The organism is Streptomyces sp. CNZ287 (assembly GCF_007827615.1).
Genome location: NZ_VISV01000004.1, coordinates 35,332 through 53,613, shown reverse-complemented (window position 1 = coordinate 53,613; position 18,282 = coordinate 35,332). Strand labels below are relative to the sequence as shown.

Annotated in this window: 18 protein-coding genes and 1 riboswitch; of the genes, 11 read left to right on the top strand and 7 right to left on the bottom strand. The window is 74.6% G+C overall.

Annotation, left to right across the window (positions count from 1 at the left end):
- Positions 1–180: 180 nt before the first annotated feature.
- Positions 181–1,542 (top strand): class II 3-deoxy-7-phosphoheptulonate synthase, encoded by a 1,362-nt coding sequence (locus FB457_RS10305; RefSeq protein WP_125934388.1) that lies wholly within the window; start codon positions 181–183, stop codon positions 1,540–1,542.
- Positions 1,543–1,650: 108 nt separating this feature from the next.
- The gene (locus tag FB457_RS10300) at positions 1,651–1,962 is read left to right on the top strand and encodes a (2Fe-2S)-binding protein (protein WP_145781607.1); all 312 of its coding nucleotides are present in this window, start codon (positions 1,651–1,653) and stop codon (positions 1,960–1,962) included.
- Between the two features lie 22 nt (positions 1,963–1,984).
- Here FB457_RS10300 and bfr read toward each other — a convergent pair whose 3' ends face one another.
- Positions 1,985–2,461, bottom strand: a complete 477-nt coding sequence (bfr, locus tag FB457_RS10295; protein WP_047015298.1) for a bacterioferritin — start codon at positions 2,459–2,461, stop codon at positions 1,985–1,987.
- A 159-nt stretch (positions 2,462–2,620) separates the two neighbouring features.
- Here bfr and FB457_RS10290 point away from each other — a divergent pair, with 159 nt between their 5' ends.
- Positions 2,621–3,235, top strand: coding sequence for a sulfite oxidase-like oxidoreductase (locus FB457_RS10290; RefSeq protein WP_047015297.1), 615 nt, complete (start codon positions 2,621–2,623; stop codon positions 3,233–3,235).
- A 266-nt stretch (positions 3,236–3,501) separates the two neighbouring features.
- Here the strand turns inward: FB457_RS10290 and FB457_RS10285 are convergent, their stop codons facing one another.
- From FB457_RS10285 to thiO, 5 genes are all read right to left on the bottom strand, one after another.
- Entirely contained in the window at positions 3,502–4,428 is a 927-nt protein-coding gene (locus FB457_RS10285) for a deoxyribonuclease IV (protein WP_047015296.1), read from the bottom strand.
- Between the two features lies 1 nt (position 4,429).
- Complete coding sequence (gene pknB / locus FB457_RS10280) at positions 4,430–6,346, bottom strand: Stk1 family PASTA domain-containing Ser/Thr kinase (RefSeq protein ID WP_047015295.1); 1,917 nt, start codon at positions 6,344–6,346, stop codon at positions 4,430–4,432.
- A gap of 144 nt (positions 6,347–6,490) precedes the next feature.
- Positions 6,491–7,363 (bottom strand): thiazole synthase, encoded by an 873-nt coding sequence (locus FB457_RS10275; RefSeq protein ID WP_301540161.1) that lies wholly within the window; start codon positions 7,361–7,363, stop codon positions 6,491–6,493.
- A gap of 5 nt (positions 7,364–7,368) precedes the next feature.
- Positions 7,369–7,629 (bottom strand): sulfur carrier protein ThiS, encoded by a 261-nt coding sequence (gene thiS / locus FB457_RS10270; protein WP_047015294.1) that lies wholly within the window; start codon positions 7,627–7,629, stop codon positions 7,369–7,371.
- A complete protein-coding gene (gene thiO / locus FB457_RS10265) occupies positions 7,626–8,906 on the bottom strand; it encodes a glycine oxidase ThiO (protein ID WP_047019829.1) in 1,281 nt (426 codons plus the stop codon). Before thiO ends, thiS begins: the two co-directional genes overlap by 4 nt.
- Positions 8,905–9,015, bottom strand: a riboswitch (TPP riboswitch). Its footprint overlaps the gene before it by 2 nt.
- A gap of 197 nt (positions 9,016–9,212) precedes the next feature.
- Between thiO and FB457_RS10260 the strand changes: the two genes are divergently transcribed.
- The 5 genes from FB457_RS10260 (at position 9,213) to FB457_RS10240 (ending at position 13,842) form a co-directional block, all read left to right on the top strand.
- The gene (locus FB457_RS10260) at positions 9,213–10,400 is read left to right on the top strand and encodes an NAD(P)/FAD-dependent oxidoreductase (RefSeq protein WP_253911582.1); all 1,188 of its coding nucleotides are present in this window, start codon (positions 9,213–9,215) and stop codon (positions 10,398–10,400) included.
- A gap of 120 nt (positions 10,401–10,520) precedes the next feature.
- Complete coding sequence (locus FB457_RS10255; protein ID WP_047015292.1) at positions 10,521–10,886, top strand: Rv2175c family DNA-binding protein; 366 nt, start codon at positions 10,521–10,523, stop codon at positions 10,884–10,886.
- Between the two features lie 74 nt (positions 10,887–10,960).
- Positions 10,961–11,659: a thiamine phosphate synthase gene (gene thiE / locus FB457_RS10250; RefSeq protein ID WP_145781605.1), complete on the top strand. Its 699-nt coding sequence runs from the start codon at positions 10,961–10,963 to the stop codon at positions 11,657–11,659.
- Positions 11,660–11,750: 91 nt separating this feature from the next.
- On the top strand, positions 11,751–12,668 hold the full coding sequence (gene metF, locus FB457_RS10245; protein WP_047015290.1) for a methylenetetrahydrofolate reductase [NAD(P)H]: 918 nt from the start codon (positions 11,751–11,753) through the stop codon (positions 12,666–12,668).
- Between the two features lie 40 nt (positions 12,669–12,708).
- Complete coding sequence (locus FB457_RS10240; RefSeq protein WP_145781604.1) at positions 12,709–13,842, top strand: hypothetical protein; 1,134 nt, start codon at positions 12,709–12,711, stop codon at positions 13,840–13,842.
- A 68-nt stretch (positions 13,843–13,910) separates the two neighbouring features.
- Here FB457_RS10240 and FB457_RS10235 read toward each other — a convergent pair whose 3' ends face one another.
- On the bottom strand, positions 13,911–15,458 hold the full coding sequence (locus FB457_RS10235; RefSeq protein ID WP_186461957.1) for a phytoene desaturase family protein: 1,548 nt from the start codon (positions 15,456–15,458) through the stop codon (positions 13,911–13,913).
- A 501-nt stretch (positions 15,459–15,959) separates the two neighbouring features.
- On the opposite strand from FB457_RS10235, the gene FB457_RS10230 reads away from it, so the two are divergent.
- From FB457_RS10230 to FB457_RS10220, 3 genes are all read left to right on the top strand, one after another.
- Positions 15,960–16,436, top strand: a complete 477-nt coding sequence (locus tag FB457_RS10230; RefSeq protein ID WP_047015287.1) for an SAV_6107 family HEPN domain-containing protein — start codon at positions 15,960–15,962, stop codon at positions 16,434–16,436.
- 340 nt (positions 16,437–16,776) lie between these two features.
- Positions 16,777–17,568 (top strand): methyltransferase, encoded by a 792-nt coding sequence (locus FB457_RS10225; protein ID WP_145781602.1) that lies wholly within the window; start codon positions 16,777–16,779, stop codon positions 17,566–17,568.
- Between the two features lie 228 nt (positions 17,569–17,796).
- Positions 17,797–18,210, top strand: coding sequence for a DUF3040 domain-containing protein (locus FB457_RS10220; RefSeq protein WP_047015285.1), 414 nt, complete (start codon positions 17,797–17,799; stop codon positions 18,208–18,210).
- Positions 18,211–18,282 lie beyond the last annotated feature (72 nt).

Genomic DNA, 18,282 nt, shown 5'->3' with positions numbered 1-18,282 from the left:
CGTGGGTACGCGCGATCAGGTGGCCGCCGGTCGGACGGGCCACCACCAGGTGCGGACATCGAGCGCGTACATGGCGGAAACCATAGCCCACCGCGGCGCGTCCGACCGCTCACTGTCTGCTCCGTCTCATCTGTCGGTCACCTGCCGGGACCGTGCGGGCGAACCCGTAATCTTGGATCCGTGACTGTCAACGCCGAACCCGCCACGAGCGCCGCCGGTATCCCCCAGACCTGGCGCGACCTGCCCGCGGCGCAGCAGCCCGACTGGCCGGACCCCGCGGCTCTGCGCGACGTGACCGCCGAGCTGCAGTCGTATCCGCCGCTGGTCTTCGCCGGCGAGTGCGACCAACTGCGTGACCAACTGGGTGCCGTCGCCCGGGGCGAGGCTTTCCTGCTCCAGGGCGGTGACTGCGCGGAGGCGTTCGACGCGGTCTCGGCCGAGCACATCAGGAACAAGCTGAAGACGCTGCTCCAGATGAGCGCCGTGCTCACCTACGCCGCGTCCGTCCCGGTCGTCAAGGTCGGCCGGATCGCCGGGCAGTACTCCAAGCCCCGCTCCAAGCCCACCGAGACCCGCGACGGCATCACCCTGCCCGTCTACCGGGGCGACTCCGTCAACGGCTTCGAGTTCACCCCCGAGTCCCGCACGCCGGACCCGCAGCGGCTGAAGCGGATGTACCACGCCTCGGCCGCCACGCTGAACCTGGTGCGCGCCTTCACCACCGGCGGCTACGCCCACCTGCGCCAGGTGCACGCCTGGAACCAGGACTTCGTCCGCTCCTCGCCCTCCGGCCAGCGGTACGAGGCGCTGGCGCGCGAGATCGACCGGGCGATGAGCTTCATGCACGCCTGCGGCGTGGACCCGGAGGAGTTCAAGACCGTCGAGTTCTTCTCCTCGCACGAGGCGCTGATCCTCGACTACGAGTCGGCGCTGACCCGCACCGACTCGCGCACCGGTGAGCTGTACGACGTCTCCGGGCACATGGTCTGGATCGGCGAGCGCACCCGGCAGCTCGACCACGCGCACATCGAGTTCGCCTCGCGGATCAGCAACCCCATCGGGGTCAAGCTGGGCCCGACGAGCACGCCGGAAGAGGCGCTCGCGCTGATCGACCGCCTCGACCCGGAGCGGATCCCGGGCCGGCTGACCTTCGTCACCCGGATGGGCGCCGACAAGGTGCGCGACCGGCTGCCCGCGCTGGTGGAGAAGGTCACCGCGTCCGGCGCCCAGGTCGCGTGGGTCTCCGACCCGATGCACGGCAACACCTTCGAGGCCGCCTCGGGCCACAAGACGCGCCGCTTCGACGACGTGCTGGACGAGGTCAAGGGCTTCTTCGAGGTCCACAAGGCGCTCGGCACCCACCCCGGCGGCATCCACGTGGAGCTGACCGGCGACGACGTGACCGAGTGCGTGGGCGGCGGGGACGAGATCTTCGTGGACGACCTGCACCAGCGCTACGAGACGGCGTGCGACCCGCGGCTCAACCGCAGCCAGTCGCTCGACCTGGCGTTCCTGGTCGCCGAGATGTACCGGGGCCAGTGAGCGGTCCCGCCGCGGCGTAACGCAGGTCACGGCAGGGCGGCTCTTTCACGGGACCCCCGCGCCAGGTAAGGTTAGGGTTACCTAATCGTCCCGGCCCGGGGGTTCCGCGTGTTCGTCTGCTCGTGCTTCGGCATCACCGAGGAGCAGGTGCGCGCGCACGCCTCGGCCGGGCGCTGCACGCCCCGCCAGATCGCCTCGGAGTGCAAGGCGGGCACGGACTGCGGCTCGTGCGTGCGCCGGATCCAGGCGCTGCTCGGCCGCGGCGCGGACTGCGCCCGCCGGGAGCCGCTGGGGGATCGCCAGCCGGCCGGCGCGAGCGCGGCACCGGTGGCGGCCGGCAGCCAGGCGACCTCGGAGAACGCGGTCGCGGCGGATGCCCCGGCCACCGCCGGCGCCGCGCTGCTGCGCGAGGCCGCCTGAGCCCGGTCCTTACCCGCAGGGCTCAGTCCGGCTGCTCGATCTGCTGCGCGATGTAGAGCGCCTCGCCGAGCTTCTCGATGAGATCGAGCTGGGTGTCGAGGTAGTCGATGTGGTGCTCCTCGTCCTCCAGGATCGCCTCGAAGATGTTCGCGGACGTGATGTCGCTCTTGGCGCGCATCAGCTCGATCCCGCGGCGCAGCCGGTCGATCGCCTCCACCTCGATCTGCCGGTCGGCCTGGAACATCTCGGTGACCGTCTGCCCGACCCGGACGTGGAAGAGCCGCTGGTAGTTCGGCAGCCCCTCCAGCAGCAGAATGCGGTCCGTCAGGATCTCCGCGTGCTTCATCTCGTCGAACGACTCGGACCGGGTGTACTTCGCCAGCTTCGTCCAGCCGAAGTTCTCCTGCATCTTCGCGTGCAGGAAATACTGGTTGATCGCCGTCAGCTCGGCCGTGAGCTGCTCGTTCAGGAATTCCAGCACCTCGTGGTCACCCTGCATAACCGGGACTCCTCTCCGCGTGGGTCGGGCAGGTCAGGGGCGCATCCTCGCACCCGGGGCCCGGACGATCCAGTAAGTGCAGGCTTAGCCGGGTTGCCCTCGTCCGGCCCCGCACGCCCCCGGTCATGACCATGCGCAAGCGTCTGCCACCATGGGGTCATGGGTCAGCCGGAGCGCCACGAGGGGGATCTGCCTCCTGGCCAGCGACTGCAGCGCGGCTGGCCTGTGACGCACTACGGCCCGGTGCCGCGGTTCAAGCCCGACCGCTGGGAGCTTCAGGTCTTCGGAGCCACGGCGGACGGCACGAAGCGCTCCCTCACGCACGACGAGTTCACGGCACTGCCGTACGCGACCGTGGTCGGCGATCTGCACTGCGTGACGAAGTTCAGCATGCTCGGCGCCGAGTGGGGCGGGGTACTGGCCCGTACGCTGCTGGCGCTCGCGCCGCCCGCGCCCGGGGTCACGCACGTGATGGTGTGGGCGGAGTACGGCTTCAGCTCCAACCTGCGGCTGGCCGACTTCGCCGACGAGCGGACGATCTTCGCTACGCACAAGGACGGCGAGCCGCTCACCGCCGAGCACGGCTTCCCGGTCCGGCTCGTGGTGCCGCACCTGTACGCGTGGAAGGGCCCCAAGTGGGTGCGGGGCGTCGAGTACATGACGGCCGACCGCCGCGGCTTCTGGGAGGAGCGCGGCTACCACAACGTCGGCGACCCGTGGCGCGAGCAGCGCTACTCGTACCAGGAGGAACCGGGCGACGGCCCGGACCTCTAGGGTCTGTCGTCACTCTCCCGTCTGCGGCTGGGGGTACCGCCCACGTGCGCGCAGCGCGCTGTGGGGGAGGAGCCTGGCACGCACGCTCGCTGCGTTGTCGGGATCGGCCGAAGAGGCCCGCTATGCGGTCGGCCCTCCGCCTTGCGATCGCACGCACCAGACTCCCCCTACGCCCCGGGGGCGTGGGCGGTGCCCCCTGCCCCGCCCGCCCTGCGGGCGAACGACGCGAGATCGAAGACAGAACCTAGCTTCTCCCGCGGGCCCCGCTACGGCCCCGCCGGTTCCCGCAGCTCCTTCAGCAGGGCGATGTCCGCCGCCGCCTTCGGGCCCTCCGGGCCGCCGCCGGGGGTCTCGATGATCAGCGGTACGCCGGCCATCGCCGGATGGCGGATCAGCTCGCGGAACGCCTCGGCGCCGATCTGCCCGGCCCCGATGTTCTCGTGCCGGTCCAGGCGCGATCCCACCGCGGCCTTCGAGTCGTTCGCGTGCAGCAACCGCAGCCGCCCCGGTCCTGCCACCTCCACCAGCTCGTCCAGCACCTGCTTCGCGCCGCCGCTCGCCGCCAGGTCGTGGCCCGCGGCGAAGACGTGGCAGGTGTCGAGGCAGACGCCGAGCCGCGGGTGCCGGTCCAGCAGGTCCAGATAGGCGCCCAGCTCCGGCAGCCGGGAGCAGAGCGAGAAGCCCTGCCCCGCGGTCGGCTCCAGGAGCAGCGCGGGCGCGTCGGGGGCGTCGTCCAGCTCGTCGAGGAGCGGCAGGGTCAGCTCCCGTACCTGCGCGAGCGCGGTCTCGCGAGGCCGCCCGCCGGTCGCCGAGCCGGTGTGCACCACGACCCCGCGGGCGCCGATCGCCCGGCCGCGGCGCAGCGAGTGCTGCAGCGAGGCGACGGAGTTCGCCGCGGTCGCCGGGGTGTGCGAGCCGAGGTTGATCAGGTACGGGGCGTGCACGTACACCGGGATGCCGTCCTCGGCGCAGCGCCGGAGGAACTCCTCGTCCTGCGCCGGGTCGCCGGGCGGCGTGGCCCAGCCGCGGGCGTTGGCGACGAAGACCTGGACGGCCTCCGCGCCGATCCTGCGCGCGTGCGCCAGGCCCTTCGCGGCCAGCCCGCCGGCGACCCGCACATGGCTGCCGACGGGGTTGCGGGCGCGCGCGGCGGACCCGTCGGAGCGTCGTTCACCGGGCGTACGGGAGGACACGTCACCTCACCCAGAGGGTGATCTCGCTGCCGCGCGGCGCTTCGTCCCCACCGTCGGGGGACTGCCGCCAGACGCTGTCGCCGAAGAAGATCTGGTTCACGTCCGCGCTGAAGCCGGCGTCCTCCAGCGTCTGCTCGGCGTCGTCCACGCTCATGTCGACCACGTCCGGGACCTCCAGCAGCTCGGGGCCCCTGGAGATCGTCAGCGTGACCTTGTCGCCCTCGCCCAGCTCCGTGCCCGGCTCCGGCGAGGTCTCGGCGACGGTGCCGGCGTCCTCCTCGGAGTACACCGTCTCCGTGGCGACCTCGACCGTCAGGCCCTCCTCGCGCAGTTCCTCCGCCGCGTCGCTCTGGTCGTCGCCGACGACGTCCGGCACCTCGATCGGCGCGCCGCGGCTGACGACCATCGCCACCGCCCGGCCCGCCTTGATCTTCTCGCCGTCCTCCGGGTCCGTGCTGATCACGCGCCCGGCTGGCAGCTCCTCGCTGAACGCCTCCCGCGTCACGCCCGGCTTCAGCCCGGCGTCGTTCAGCCTGTCCTTGGCCTCGTCGAGCGGGACCGCGTACAGCTCGGGGATCTCGACCATCTCCGGGCCCTTGGAGAGCACGAGCGTCACGGAGTCGCCCTGGCGGATGCGGTTGCCGCCCTCGGGGTCGGTACGGATGACGAGGCCGGCCTTCACCGTGTCGCTGAAGTCCTCCCTGACGTCCGCGTCCAGGTCCTCGCCGGAGAGCATGCTCCGCGCCTCGGCCTCGGTCTTGCCGAGCACGAAGGGGACCTTGGTGAACTGCCCGGAGTTGATGTACCAGACGCCCGTGCCGACGCCCAGCACGAGCACCGCCGCCAGCAGCGCCAGCAGCCCGAGCCGCGGCTTGGGGCGGCCGGGCCGGGCCGGCCCGCCGGACGCCGGCGGGCCCGGCGGCCGGGCGGCGGTGGTGCCCGGGGGCGCCGCGGCGGGCGTCTCCAGCACGCTGGTGACGTTCAGCCGCTCCTGCGCCGGCGTGACGGCCGGGCTCGGCACCACGGCCGTACGGTCCTCGGAGCCGATCCGCTCCTCGGCGAGGGCCTGCGGCGGCACCGCGTCCAGCTCCTCGTCGGTGAGCTGGGCGCGGGCCCTCCGTACGGACGACAGCAGCTCCACGGCGTCCGCCGGGCGCTCCGCGCTGCGGCGCGCAGCGGCGGTGGCGACCAGGTCGTCCAACTGCGCGGGCAGCCCCGGGACGACGGCGGACGGCGGCTCGACGTCCTCGTGCAGGTGCTGGTAGAGCACGTGCGCGGCGTGCTCGCCGGCGTGCGGCTTGGCGCCGGTGAGCATCTCGTAGAGCATCACACCGCAGGCGTACACGTCGACCCGGGGGTCGGCGGCGCCGCGCTCGATCTGCTCGGGCGCCAGGTACGACACGCTGCCGAGCACGGCGCCGGTCGAGGCGGTGGTGTGGGTGTCGACGGCGCGGACGAGCCCGAAGTCGGCGACCTTGACCCGGCCGTCGTCGCCGATGAGGACGTTCTCCGGCTTCATGTCGCGGTGCACGAAACCGGCCCGGTGCGCGGCGCCGAGCGCGGCGAGCACGGGCTCCAGGATGTCCAGCGCGGCCCGCGGCTGGAGCGCGCCGCGGTCGTGCAGCACGTCGCGCAGGGTGCAGCCCGGGACGTACTCCATGGCCAGGAAGACGTGCGGGCCGTCGGTGCCCTGGTCGTAGACGCCCACGACGTTCGGGTGGGCGAGTCCCGCGACCGACTTGGCCTCCAGGATGAACCGCTGGACGAAGGAGGCGTCGGCGGCGAGCGACGGGTGCATGACCTTGACGGCGAGCACCCGGTCGAGCCGGGTGTCCAGCGCGCGGTAGACGGTCGCCATGCCGCCGGCGGCGATGCGTGCGTCGACGCGGTAGCGCCCGTCGAGCATCTGCCCGACCATGGGGTCTCCCCACCCTCCCGGCGGATGGGGGGACGGGTCCAGAGTCGTGTCCACGCACCGCAGTCTACGAGGTGAGGGACGCGTTCCCGTCACCGTTGTGCTGCAGTACGTTCCCGAAGGCGTGCCGCTACGGGGCCGGGCAGTTCACCCGAACGCGGGCCGCTCCGGGTCCGGCCCGGGACCCTCGTCCCGGCCGCCCCCGGGGCCCAGCTCCGCGACGCCCGCCCCCGGGGAGGACGCGCGCGCGAAGTGCCGGCGCGGGATGCGCCCGGCGCGCGCGGCGAGCCGGCCCGCGGCGATCGCGTACCGCATCGCCTCCGCCATCAGCACCGGCTCCTGCGCCCGCGTCACCGCGGACGCCAGCATCACCGCGTCGCAGCCCAGCTCCATCGCCAGGGCGGCGTCCGAGGCGGTGCCCGCCCCGGCGTCGAGGATGACGGGCACCCCGGCGGCCTCGGTGATGAGCTGGAAGTTGTGCGGATTGCGGATGCCGAGCCCGGAGCCGATGGGGGAGCCCAGCGGCATCACGGCGGCGCAGCCGGCGTCCTCCAGCTTGCGGGCGAGCACGGGGTCGTCGTTGGTGTACGGGAGCACGGTGAAGCCGTCGTCGACGAGCGTCTCGGCGGCGGCCAGCAGCTCGACCGGGTCGGGCAGCAGGGTCCGCTCGTCGGCGATGACCTCCAGCTTCACCCAGTCCGTGCCCAGCGCCTCGCGGGCCAGCCGGGCGGTGAGGACGGCCTCGCCCGCCGTGTAGCAGCCGGCGGTGTTCGGCAGCACGCGGATGCCGTGGCGGCGCAGCACGTCGAGCACGGAGCCGTGCACGCCGGGGTCGACGCGGCGCATCGCGACGGTGGTCAGCTCGGTGCCGGAGGCGAGGAGCGCGCGCTCCATCAGGTCCAGGCTGCTCGCGCCGCCGGTGCCCATGATGAGGCGGGAGGAGAAGCGGACGCCGGCGATGGTGAGCGGGTCGGCGCCGGTGAGGTCTGCGGGGACGGGGGCGGGGACGGTGCTGGTCACGGTGGTCAGCCTCCCTGGACCGCGGTGAGGATCTCGACGCGGTCGCCGTCGCCGAGGATGGTGGTGGGCCAGTCGCCGCGCGGCACGACGTCCTCGTTGACCGCGGCGGCGACGCCGCGGTGCGCGGCGGTGAGGGTGGCGACGAGGGCGTCGAGGGTGAGGCCCGCGGCGATCGTGCGGGGCGCGCCGTTGACGGTGATGGTGGGCGCGTGGGCCGGGGAGTCGGTACGGGTGTCGGTACGGGTCTGCGTGGCGTCCTGGGTCATGCGTGCTGCCGCCCTTCGTGCTGCTGGTGCGTACGGCCGAACCGGGTGGCCGCGAACGGGCGGGCCACGTCGGGGAGTTCGCCGCCGGTGAGGACGGCGGCGAGTGCGTCGCCGGTGACGGGGGTGAGGAGCACCCCGTTGCGGTAGTGGCCGGTGGCCAGGTGGAGCCCCGCCAGGGCGGTGGGGCCCAGCAGCGGCGCGTTGTCGGGGGAACCGGGGCGCAGCCCGGCGCCGGTCTCCACGAGCGGCAGCTCCGTCAGCCCGGGCAGCAGCTCGTGCGCGTCGCGCAGCAGCTCGTACACGCCGCCGGCGGTGACGGTGGTGTCCCAGCCCAGCTCCTCGCTGGTGGCGCCGACGACCAGCTCGCCGCTCTCCCGCGGCACCAGGTAGACGCTGCTGCCGCGCACCACGGCCCGTACCGTACGGGACAGGAACGGCGTCCCGGCGTCGGGCATCCGCAACCGCAGCACCTGCCCCTTCACCGGCCGCACCGGCGGGCGCACCGCCTCCGGCACCCCCGCCAGGCTCCCGCTGCGGCTGCCCGCGGCGAGCACCGTCTGCCCGGCGTCGAGCCGGGTGCCGTCCGCCAGCTCCGCGCCCGCCGCCCGCTCGCCTTCGCCCGCACCGGCGATCCGCAACCGTGCCGCGACGCTGCGGTGGAAGGCGACGCCGGCCCGCTCGCAGGCGGTGACGAGCGCCGCGGTGAGCAGCCGCGGGTCCGTCTGGTGGTCGCCGTCGACGCGCAGCCCGCCGCGTACCCCGGGCGCGAGCATCGGCTCGAGGCGGCGGCACTCGCTGCCGCTGAGCCACTGCGCGGAGAGCCCCAGCCGCTGCTGGAAGCCGTGGAGTTCGCGCAGCTGGGCGCGGTCGTCCGCGTCGAGCGCGACGGACAGCGCGCCGCAGCGGCGGTAGCCGATGTCCCGGCCGGACGCCTCCGCCAGCTCGGCGGCGAACGCCGGATAGCGTTCCGCGGCGGCCAGGTTGAGCGCCAGCAGCGCTTCCTCGCCGTAGTGGAGTTCGGTCACGGCGGCGAGCATTCCGGCCGCGACCTGCGCGGCGCCGCCGCCGGGCGCCGGGTCGGCGACGGCGGTGGCCAGCCCGCGGCGCGCCGCCTGCCAGGCGGTGACCAGGCCGATGACGCCGCCGCCGACGACGAGGACGTCGTATGCGGCATCCGCCGTGCGCGGCGCGCCGGTTGGGCCCGCCGCGGGCGCGGCGGCGGGTGGTGCCGCGGGAGTCGTGGTGGGTTCCGTCGGGGGTGTGTCGCGTGGCTGCATGGGCGCGTTCGCCCCTCCCTTCGCCGGCATGACCCGGATCAGGTTCGTACGGTCGGGGGCCGCCAGCCCCCCTCTCAGCCCGGTGCGCCGGGCTCCCGCGAGTCTTCCCGGCCACCCTAACTCCGTACGCCCGGCCGCTGTAAGGGAGCCTCGCGAGCGGGCCGGCACGAGCGGCGGCCGACCGGTGCGGCATACAGTGATCGTGTGACCGACGCCGAACCCGACCGCGCGCCCGCCGACCGGGCCGCCAGCCGCCCCAGCCGCGCCGCGGGCCCCGCCGCGGGCACCGTCGTCGTCGGCGCCGGCATGGCCGGCGTGCAGACCGCGGTGGCGCTGCGCGAGCAGGGGTACGCGGGCGCCGTCACCCTCGTCGGCGCGGAGCCGCACGATCCGTACGACCGGCCGCCGCTGTCGAAGGCGGTGCTGCTGGGCAAGGCGGAGGGCTCGGCGTTCGAGGTGGACTTCGCGGAGTACGGCATCGGGCTCCGGCTGGGGCTGCACGCCGACCGGCTGGACACCGAGGGGCGGATGCTGGAGACGGACGCCGGACCCGTGCCGTACGAAAACCTGGTGCTCGCCACCGGCGCGGCGCCGATCCCGCTGCCCGGCGCCCCGGCAGGCGCCACGCCCGGCGTGTACCTGCTGCGCACCCTCGACGACGCGGCGCGGCTGCGCGCGGTGCTGGTGCGGCGCAGCCGGGTCCTGGTGGTCGGCGCGGGCTGGATCGGCGCGGAGCTGACCACCGCGGCGCGCGAGCAGGGCTGCGAGGTGACGGTCGTGGAGGCCGCCGGGCATCCGCTGGCGGCGGCGCTGCCCGCGGCGGTCGCGGCGCCGATGGCCGCGTGGTACGAGGAGAGCGGCGCCCGGCTGCTGACGGGGCGCCGGGTCGAGCGCGTCGAGAGCGCCGGCGAGGACGGCCCGGTCGCGGTGGTCCTCGACGACGGTACGGAGCTGACCGCCGACGCCGTCGTCGTCGGCATCGGCGCCCACCCCACCACGGCCTGGCTCGCCGGCTCCGGCGTCGCGCTGGGCGGCGACGGGGCGGTGCGGGCCGACGAGCGGCTGCGTACGAACGTGCCCGGCGTCTGGGCCGTCGGCGACTGCGCGTCGTTCCCCTCCGCGCGCTACGGGGAACGGCTGCTGATCCACCACTGGGACAACGCGCTGCAGGGCCCGACGACGGTCGCCGCGGACATCGCGGGCGCGCCGGGCGCGGTGTACGACCCGGTGCCGTACTTCTGGTCCGAGCAGTTCGGCCGCTTCGTGCAGTACGTCGGCCACCACACGGACCGCGACGAGCTGCTGTGGCGCGGCGACCCGGACGGCTCCTCGTGGTCGGTGTGCTGGCTGCGCGCCGGCCGGCTCATCGCGCTGCTGGCCGTGGGCCGGCCGCGGGACCTCACCCAGGGGCGCAAGCTGATCCACGCCGGCGCCGCGCTGGACCGCGAGCGGGCCGCCGACGCGGCCGTACCGCTGAAATCGGCCGCGCTCTGACGTCCGCGGCGCGCCGCGCGCAGCGCCGGCAGCCCTGCATCCGGGGATGCTTCGCGGTGATATGCCTCCCTTTGGCGCTGCCCTGTACCGGCAGGCGGTCCGAGATGGCAGGCTGGGGGTGTGACCGAGATTGATGCGAAGATCGATGCTCTCGTCCCCTCCTGGCTCACCCTTCCCGACGTCGCGGAGAAGCTCGGCGTCGAGGTGACCCGCGTGCGGCAGTTGGTGAGGGAAGGCCAGCTGATCGCGGTGCGGCGGGGTGAGAACAACGCGCTGCACGTGCCCGCCGAGTTCATCGGCGAGGGGAAGGTGATCAAGGGCCTCACCGGCACCCTGACGCTGCTCAAGGACGACGGCTTCAGCGACGCGGAGGCGCTGGAGTGGCTGTTCACCCCCGACCCCTCGCTTCCGGGGACTCCCGCGCAGGCGCTGCGCGAGAACCGCGGGACGGAGGTCAAGCGCAGGGCGCAGGCACTGGCTGTGTAACCTCGCGGGGCCGGGCGCGCAGCCGCGGGTCCGGCCCCGCGACCGTACGGGACCGTACGAAGGGGGAGTGCCGCATGACGGCCGGAACCGCCGCCCGCGCCACCGCAGACGCCCGTGCCCGGCTCGGCGCCGCGCAGCTCTACCTCTGCACCGACGCCCGTACCCGCCAGGGCGACCTGCCCGAGTTCCTCGACGCCGTGCTGGCCGCAGGCGTGGACATCGTCCAACTGCGCGAGAAGGGCATGGAGGCGCGCGAGGAGCTGGCGCACCTGGAGGTGTTCGCCGACGCCTGCCGCCGGCACGGCCGGCTGCTCGCCGTCAACGACCGCGCCGACGTGGCGCACGCCGCGGGCGCCGACGTGCTGCACCTGGGCCAGGGCGACCTGCCCGTGCCCGCCGCCCGCGCCCTCCTGGGCGCCGGGCCCGGGGACGTGCTGATCGGCCGCTCCACCCACGCCGAGCCGGAGACCCGCGCCGCGGCCGCCGAGCCCGGCGTCGACTACTTCTGCACCGGCCCGTGCTGGCCCACCCCCACGAAGGCCGGGCGCCCCGCGGCCGGCCTCGGCCTCGTCCGGTACGCGGCGGGGCTCGGCACCGACCGCCCGTGGTTCGCCATCGGCGGAATCGACCTCGGAAACCTCGACGAGGTCCTGGCGGCCGGCGCCCGCCGCGTCGTCGTCGTGCGCGCCCTGACGGCCGCGGAGGACCCCGGAGCTGCGGCGGGTGAGTTCGTACGGCGGCTGCGCGCGGCCCGGAACGGTGACGTCCGGTAATCGCCGGGGCGGCCCGGGGCGCCGGGTCCCGCCCGGGCAATTGAGCTGGCCGTCTTGGGTCCGGAGGTGACCGGCGGTTAACCTGCCGCGTATGGCCACCGGCATCGCTTCGACCAGGAATGATCGCGCAGTCACTGTTCGTGAACTGCTCGCGTCCGGCAAGCAGTCGTTTTCGTTCGAGTTCGCCGCCCCGAAAACCGACAAGGGCGAGCGGACCCTCTGGAACGCCGTACGGCGCATCGAGGCCGTACAACCGACCTTCGTCTCCGTGACGTACGGCGCCGGCGGCTCGTCCCGCGAGGGCACCGTCCGCGCCACCGAGCGCATCGCCACCGACACCACGCTCACGCCCGTGGCGCACCTCACCGCGGTCGACCACTCCGTCGCCGAACTGCGGAACGTCATCGGCCAGTACGCGGACGCCGGCATCCGCAACATGCTCGCGGTCCGCGGCGACCCCCCGGGCGACCCGATGGGGGAGTGGGTCGCACACCCGCAGGGGGTGTCGTACGCCGCCGACCTGGTCCGGCTCATCAAGGAGTCGGGCGACTTCTGCGTCGGCGTCGCCGCCTTCCCCGAGCGGCACCCGCGGTCCACGGACTGGGACAGCGACATCCGGCACTTCGTCGACAAGTGCCGCGCGGGCGCCGACTACGCGATCACCCAGATGTTCTTCCACGTCGAGGACTACCTGCGGCTGCGCGACCGGGTGGCCGCCGCCGGCTGCGCGACGCCGATCATCCCGGAGATCATGCCGGTCACCCACGCCCGGCAGATCCAGCGGTTCGCCGAGCTGAGCGGGGCCACGTTCCCGCCGGAGCTGGCGGATCGGGTTCTCGCGGTCGAGGACGACCGCGCCGCGGTACGCTCCATCGGCATCGAGTACGCCACGGACATGTGCGAGCGGTTGCTCTCCGAGGGAATCCCCGGACTGCACTTCATTACGCTGAACCACTCCACGGCAACGCTGGAGATCTACCAGAACCTCGGACTGCACCGGCGGTCCTGAGGGCAGGCACCACCTAGCGGGGGCGGAAGAGAGGCACGTGATGGGCGACTTGGCCTGGTTGGCCCTCTATGCCATGTTCGGGCTCGTCGCGCTGTGGCTGCTCTGGGAAGTGCTGATGCAGTACAAGGCCCCGCTGCGCTGGCGCGCGCTGGCCTTCGTCGGCTTCCTCTGCGTGGTGCTCGGCGTGCTCATGCCCTCGGTGGTCGTGATCGGCCTCGGCGTGGTGGTGTTCGCGCTCGGCCAGGCCAAGGTCACGCTCTCCTACCGCAGCGGCTACTCCGGCGGCTGGGCGGTGAACAGGCGCGGGGAGGACGAGGACTACGGCGGCGGATACGAGGCGCAGGGGTACGAGGCGCAGGGGTACGACGACGGCCCGTACGACGGCCGCCAGGCGCCGCCGCCCCCGGAGCACGCCGCCCCCTACCCGGCGTACGAGCCGGAGGGCGCGCCGGTCGCGGCGCAGGAACAGACCTCGCAGTTCTCGCCCTTCGGCGACGAGCAGGCCCTCGCGGGAGCCGCCCCCGGACAGCAGACGTACGCGGGCGGATACGACGCGTACGGCAACGGGAGCAGCGGCGCCGGCTACGACTCCGGCAGCTACGCGACCACCTCCGCCTACGACTCCGGCGGTTACGCCACCACGTCGGCGTACGACACCGGCAGCCACGCCACGGCCTCCGCCTATGACACCGGCAGCCACGCGACCACCTCCGGCTACGAGGCCGGGGGCTACGCCACCAACGGCGCCGGTATGGACGGCTACGGGCAGGATCAGCAGATATACCCGGACACCGGCGGCTACGGCACGGAGCACCCATACGCCGGGTACGACACGGCCGCGCCCGCACCCGGCGGCTACCCGGACCCCTACGGCGGCACGGAGTACGCCGCCCCGGCCCCGCCGCAGTACTACGACTCCACGCAGGGCGGCGGGCAGCAGTACGACACGGGCGGCGCCGGATACCCCGGCTACGACCAGCAGCAGTACGGCCAGCAGTACGCCGAGGGCTACGACACCGGCCGGCAGCCCGCGTACGGCCAGGAGAACTACGGGACGGCGGGCGACAGCGTCTGGATGCCGCAGCAGCGCGACGCGGATCCGCTGGGCACCGAGGACCCGTACGCACAGCAGCAGGGCTACCCCGGCTACGAGCAGCAGCAGTACCGCTACTGACCTCCGTCGGTCACCCGCCCCACTGGCCGTCCCGACCGGCCGCCGCCGCGCCCCGGCCGCGCGCGCCCTCAGCGGGAGCCGCGGAAGTCCGCGCCCTCCATGATCAGACCGGCGACCAGGGCCCCCGACATCCCCGCGTGCGCAAGACCGCCGCCCGGGTGCGCCCAGCCGCCGACCGCGTAGAGCCCCGGTACCGCCGTGGTGTTCGGCAGCGGCAGATACGCGCCCCCGGCCCCCGCCAGCGCCGGCCCCGGCACCGCGCCGCCCGGGGCGCCCGTCTCGGCGGCGGTGTCCGCGGGCGTACGCACCTCGCGCCAGAGCACCCGCTCCGCCAGCCCCGGCACCGCCCGCCCGGCCGCCGCCACCATCCGGTCCGCGAACGCCTCCGCGGCCTTCTCCGCGCCCCCGGCCGCCCACGCCCCGGCCGGGACGACGGCGGTCACCGTCACGGCCTCGTGCTCGGCGTCCGGGCGCTGCGCGGGGTCGTCGGGGCGCAGCACGGTGACGGTGGGTTCCGGGTCGGTCCCGGGCTTCTCACCGTCGAAGATCCAGGCCAGTTCGCGCGCGGGGTCCGGGGAGTGCACGACGGTGCGGTGCACGGCGTCGCCGTCCTGCGCGCCGCGCAGCGCCAGGCAGACGGTCATCCGCGCCGGTACGGCCCGCGCCGCCGCCGGGTTCCCGCCGTCCCCGTATCCGCCGGGCGCCAGCTCCGCCAGGCGGGCCCGCGGCACCCCGGCGATCACGACGTCGGCGTCCGCACGCCCGCCGCCGGCCAGTTCGACGCCCGCGGCCCGGCCGTCCCCGCCCACCCGGACGGCGACCACCTCCGCGCCGAACGCGAACTCGATCTTCCGCTCCAGGCAGCGCTCGTACAGCGCGTCCGCCAGCGCCCGCATGCCGCCCCGCACGTACCAGCCGCCGAAGGTCTCCTGCACGTACGGCAGCATCGCCGCCCCCGCCGGGGCGTGCCGCGGGTCGAAGCCGTACGCCAGCGCGTGCTGCGCGAGCATCGTCCCCAGCGCGGGATACGCGCCCAGCTCGCCCGCGCCGACGTCGGCCACGGTGGCGGGCGGGGCGGCCGGGCGGGGGCCGCGCAGGCGGCGCAGCAGCCCGCGTCCCGCGGGCGGCGGGGGAACGGGGTAGAAGTCGGCGGCCAGCGCGCCCGGGTCTGCGGGCAGGGGCTCCTCGACGAGCGGGCGGCGGGCGGCCTCCCAGACCCGGCGGCCCCGGTCGAGGAGGGCGGTCCACGCCTCGCCCGCGCCGGGGCCCGCGGCGGCGTCGAGGGCCCGTACGACGCCCGCGCGGGAGGCGTTGGGCAGGGTTGCGGCGGTGCCGTCGGGGAAGACGTGCCGTTCGGCCGGGTCCACCGGCACGAGGTCCACGCACTTCTCCAGCTTCCGCCGGCCCGTCTTGAGGAAGAGGTCGCGGTAGACCGCGGGGAGGTACAGCACCCCGGGGCCGGTGTCGAAGCCGAAGCCGTCGCGCTCCAGCCGCCGTACGCCGCCGCCGTGGGTGCCCGAGCGCTCGTGGACCGTCACCCGGTGGCCCGCGAGGGCCAGCCGCGCGGAGGCGGCCATGGCGCCCATGCCCGCCCCGACTACCGCGATCTCTGCCATGGCCCGGACTTTATCCCCCGCCCCGCGCGGGCCCGCGGGCGGGAGCGGTGGGGCTGGGGGTGCGTACTCAGTCGTAGGTACGCGTACTCAGACCCCTGCTTGAGTATCCGAGCGGATGGGCCCCGACCTGCACAAACGGCAGAGTGAAGGACGTGGGACGGACGCAGTACGGGGCCACGGACCGCCGACACGGGGTGGCGGAACTGGACCCCGGTGCCGGCCCACGAGGGGGGATCGGGGGAAGAGGGGGGAAGCTGCCCCGGTGGTGGAGCGACGGGGGATCGCTCTGCGCCGGGGCAGCGCCCGTTTCCAGGGTGCCCGCCCCGGCCGGGGCGCCGCTCCACCCCGGGGCGGCACCGCTCGGCGCAATTGCCGCGGAGGGTGCGGTCGGGGGCATCGTCGCAGGTAGCGGGGCAGTTCAGGTCGATTGTCAGTGGGGTGCGCCACGATGGGCACATACGAACGAACGACTGAAGGACTGACGCTGACAGGAGGCAAGCCATGGCAGCCGAGCCGGCTTACGCCCCACCGAGTGATGTCCACCCCGTCCTGCGCCCGGGCAGTGCGCCCAAGGCGGCGCTGGAGCTCCTCGCGCAAGCCCACGCCGGTCTGGCGGAGGCGGCGGAGATGGAGACGGCGAACGAGCGCTACTCACTGGCCCATCTCGCCGCGCTGCGCACTGCCGCGGCGGTCCTGGCGGTGCGCGGGCGGCCGGAGCCGACGCCGCGGCGCCGGCAGCGGATCCGCAGCGCGTGGGAGGTGCTGCCGGAGGTCGCGCCGGAACTCGCCGAGTGGAGCGCGATGTTCGCGGCCGGCGCCCGGCTGCGGGCCCGCGCGGAGGCGGGCATCAGGGATGCGGTCGACGCGGAGGAGGCGGCCGATCTCCTGCGCGCGGCAGGCATGTTCACGCGCATAGTCGAGCGGATGCTCGTGGTCCAGCCGCTGATACGCCCCCAACCGGGCCCGGAGCCGCGCTGAGGCGCGCTGGGCGCTGCGCGCCGGCCGGGGGCGGGCCGCGCGGGTCCGGCGGGCGTGGCCCGCCGCCGGCCCGCGCCTACCCGGTGTGCCGGATGCCGGATGCCGGATGCCGGACGCGGCGCCGTGCGCTTCCGCGGTCGCCTGCCGGCCCCGGCCGTGCGCGCGCAGTCCCGGGCGCCGACTCGGTACCGGGCACTTCGCCGTGCCCGTCGCCCCGTTCGGGTCGCGGGCGTGCGCGGAGACCGTTCCCGCCAGGGGGTGCCGGGACCGTCCGCTCGGGCACGGGGCGCCGGTGCGCAGCCTCTAAGCTGGGCCACGCCCGATCTTCGAGGAGCGCTCCATGCCCCGTACGACACCGCACGACCACCTGCCGCGCGCGTCGCTGCGCGCCGCCGTCGTCTGGGAGGCGCTGGAGGACGCCCTGGCCCGGCACGGGGCCGACGGGCAGGGCGGCGCGGACGCCGCGGCCGGCGGCCGGGCGCTCGACGTGCTGGACACCGGGGGCGGCACCGGCGGCTTCGCCGTGCCCGCGGCCCTGCTCGGGCACCGGGTGACGGTCGTCGACCCCAGCCCGAACGCGCTCTTCGGGCTGCAGCGCCGTGCCGCGGAGGCCGGCGTCGCCGACCGGGTGCGGGGCGTGCAGGGCGACATCCACGCCCTGTTCGACGTCGCCGAGCCCGGTGCGTACGACGCGGTGCTCTGCCACGGCGTCCTGGAGTACGTCGACGATCCCGCCGCGGGCCTCGCCAACGCCGTCGCCGCGCTGCGGCCCGGCGGCCTCCTCAGCGTGCTGGCGGCGGGCGTCGGCGGCGCCGTGCTGGCCCGCGCGCTCGCCGGGCACTTCTCCTCCGCCCGCCGCGCGCTCACGGGCGGAGACGGCCGCTGGGGCGAGGCGGACCCGGTGCCGCGCCGGTTCACCCCGGAGGAGCTCACCCGGCTCGTCGCCGCCGCCGGCGTGGACGTACGGGCCGTGCAGGGCGTACGCACCTTCTCCGACCTGGTGCCCGACGGCCTCGCGGAGTCCGAGCCGGGCGCGCTCGACGCGCTGCTGGAGCTGGAGCGGGCCGCGGCGGAGTCGCCGGCGTTCCAGCCGGTGGCGGCGCAGCTTCATGTTCTGGGCGGCCGGAAGTGATAACCGGTCCGCCCGCGGGCAAAGGTGCAGTAGGCCACAGGCCACCCGTTCGGCCCCGGCGCGCCGTATGATCTGAGTCAGGGCCTGCTACGGCGGGCAGGCCCAGATCCGCGCCGCGGATCGGCGGATTTGGCGCAGAGGGGCGGGTTTCACGGGGGCGCATACCTGCCTATCCTGGAGGTGCCGCGTCCCGGTCGCCCCCAAGCGACCGACGAGTAGGAGGACTCCGTGCCGCTCTCGGAGCACGAGCAGCGCATGCTCGAGCAGATGGAGCGAGCGCTGTACGCAGAAGATCCCAAGTTTGCGACAGCGCTTGAGGGAAGCAGGCTGCGCACGTACACCCGCCGTCGGGTGTACCAGGCCGTAGCCGGTTTCCTGGTGGGTATCGCGCTCCTGATGGCCGGAATGGTCGCGCAGCAGATCTGGGTAAGCGTGGTGGGCTTCCTCGTCATGCTGGGATGTGCGGTGCTCGCCGTCACCGGTTGGCGCAGGACTGCGAACCCGGGCGAACAGCAACAGCAGCAGCCGGGCGAAGCCGCGGCCCCCCAGGGCGGTCAGCAGCGTCGCAGGACCCGGCAGCGCCGTTCCATGATGAACAGGATCGAAGAGCGGTGGCAGCGCCGCCGCGACGAGGGACGCTAGGCCACCAGGTCCCTCCCCGTGCAGAGCTCCCCGGGCCCGGCCCGCGGGAGCTCTCAGCACGCGGTACCCCCT

Coding starts and splice junctions, on each gene's coding strand:
- bfr (WP_047015298.1), bottom strand. CDS start 2,461: ATGCAGGGTGACCACGAGGTGCTGGAATTCCTGAACGAGCAGCTCACG.
- FB457_RS10290 (WP_047015297.1), top strand. CDS start 2,621: ATGGGTCAGCCGGAGCGCCACGAGGGGGATCTGCCTCCTGGCCAGCGA.
- pknB (WP_047015295.1), bottom strand. CDS start 6,346: ATGGTCGGGCAGATGCTCGACGGGCGCTACCGCGTCGACGCACGCATC.
- thiS (WP_047015294.1), bottom strand. CDS start 7,629: ATGACCCAGGACGCCACGCAGACCCGTACCGACACCCGTACCGACTCC.
- thiO (WP_047019829.1), bottom strand. CDS start 8,906: ATGCAGCCACGCGACACACCCCCGACGGAACCCACCACGACTCCCGCG.
- FB457_RS10260 (WP_253911582.1), top strand. CDS start 9,213: ATGGCCGGCGTGCAGACCGCGGTGGCGCTGCGCGAGCAGGGGTACGCG.
- thiE (WP_145781605.1), top strand. CDS start 10,961: ATGACGGCCGGAACCGCCGCCCGCGCCACCGCAGACGCCCGTGCCCGG.
- metF (WP_047015290.1), top strand. CDS start 11,751: ATGGCCACCGGCATCGCTTCGACCAGGAATGATCGCGCAGTCACTGTT.
- FB457_RS10240 (WP_145781604.1), top strand. CDS start 12,709: ATGGGCGACTTGGCCTGGTTGGCCCTCTATGCCATGTTCGGGCTCGTC.
- FB457_RS10235 (WP_186461957.1), bottom strand. CDS start 15,458: ATGGCAGAGATCGCGGTAGTCGGGGCGGGCATGGGCGCCATGGCCGCC.
- FB457_RS10230 (WP_047015287.1), top strand. CDS start 15,960: ATGGCAGCCGAGCCGGCTTACGCCCCACCGAGTGATGTCCACCCCGTC.
- FB457_RS10225 (WP_145781602.1), top strand. CDS start 16,777: ATGCCCCGTACGACACCGCACGACCACCTGCCGCGCGCGTCGCTGCGC.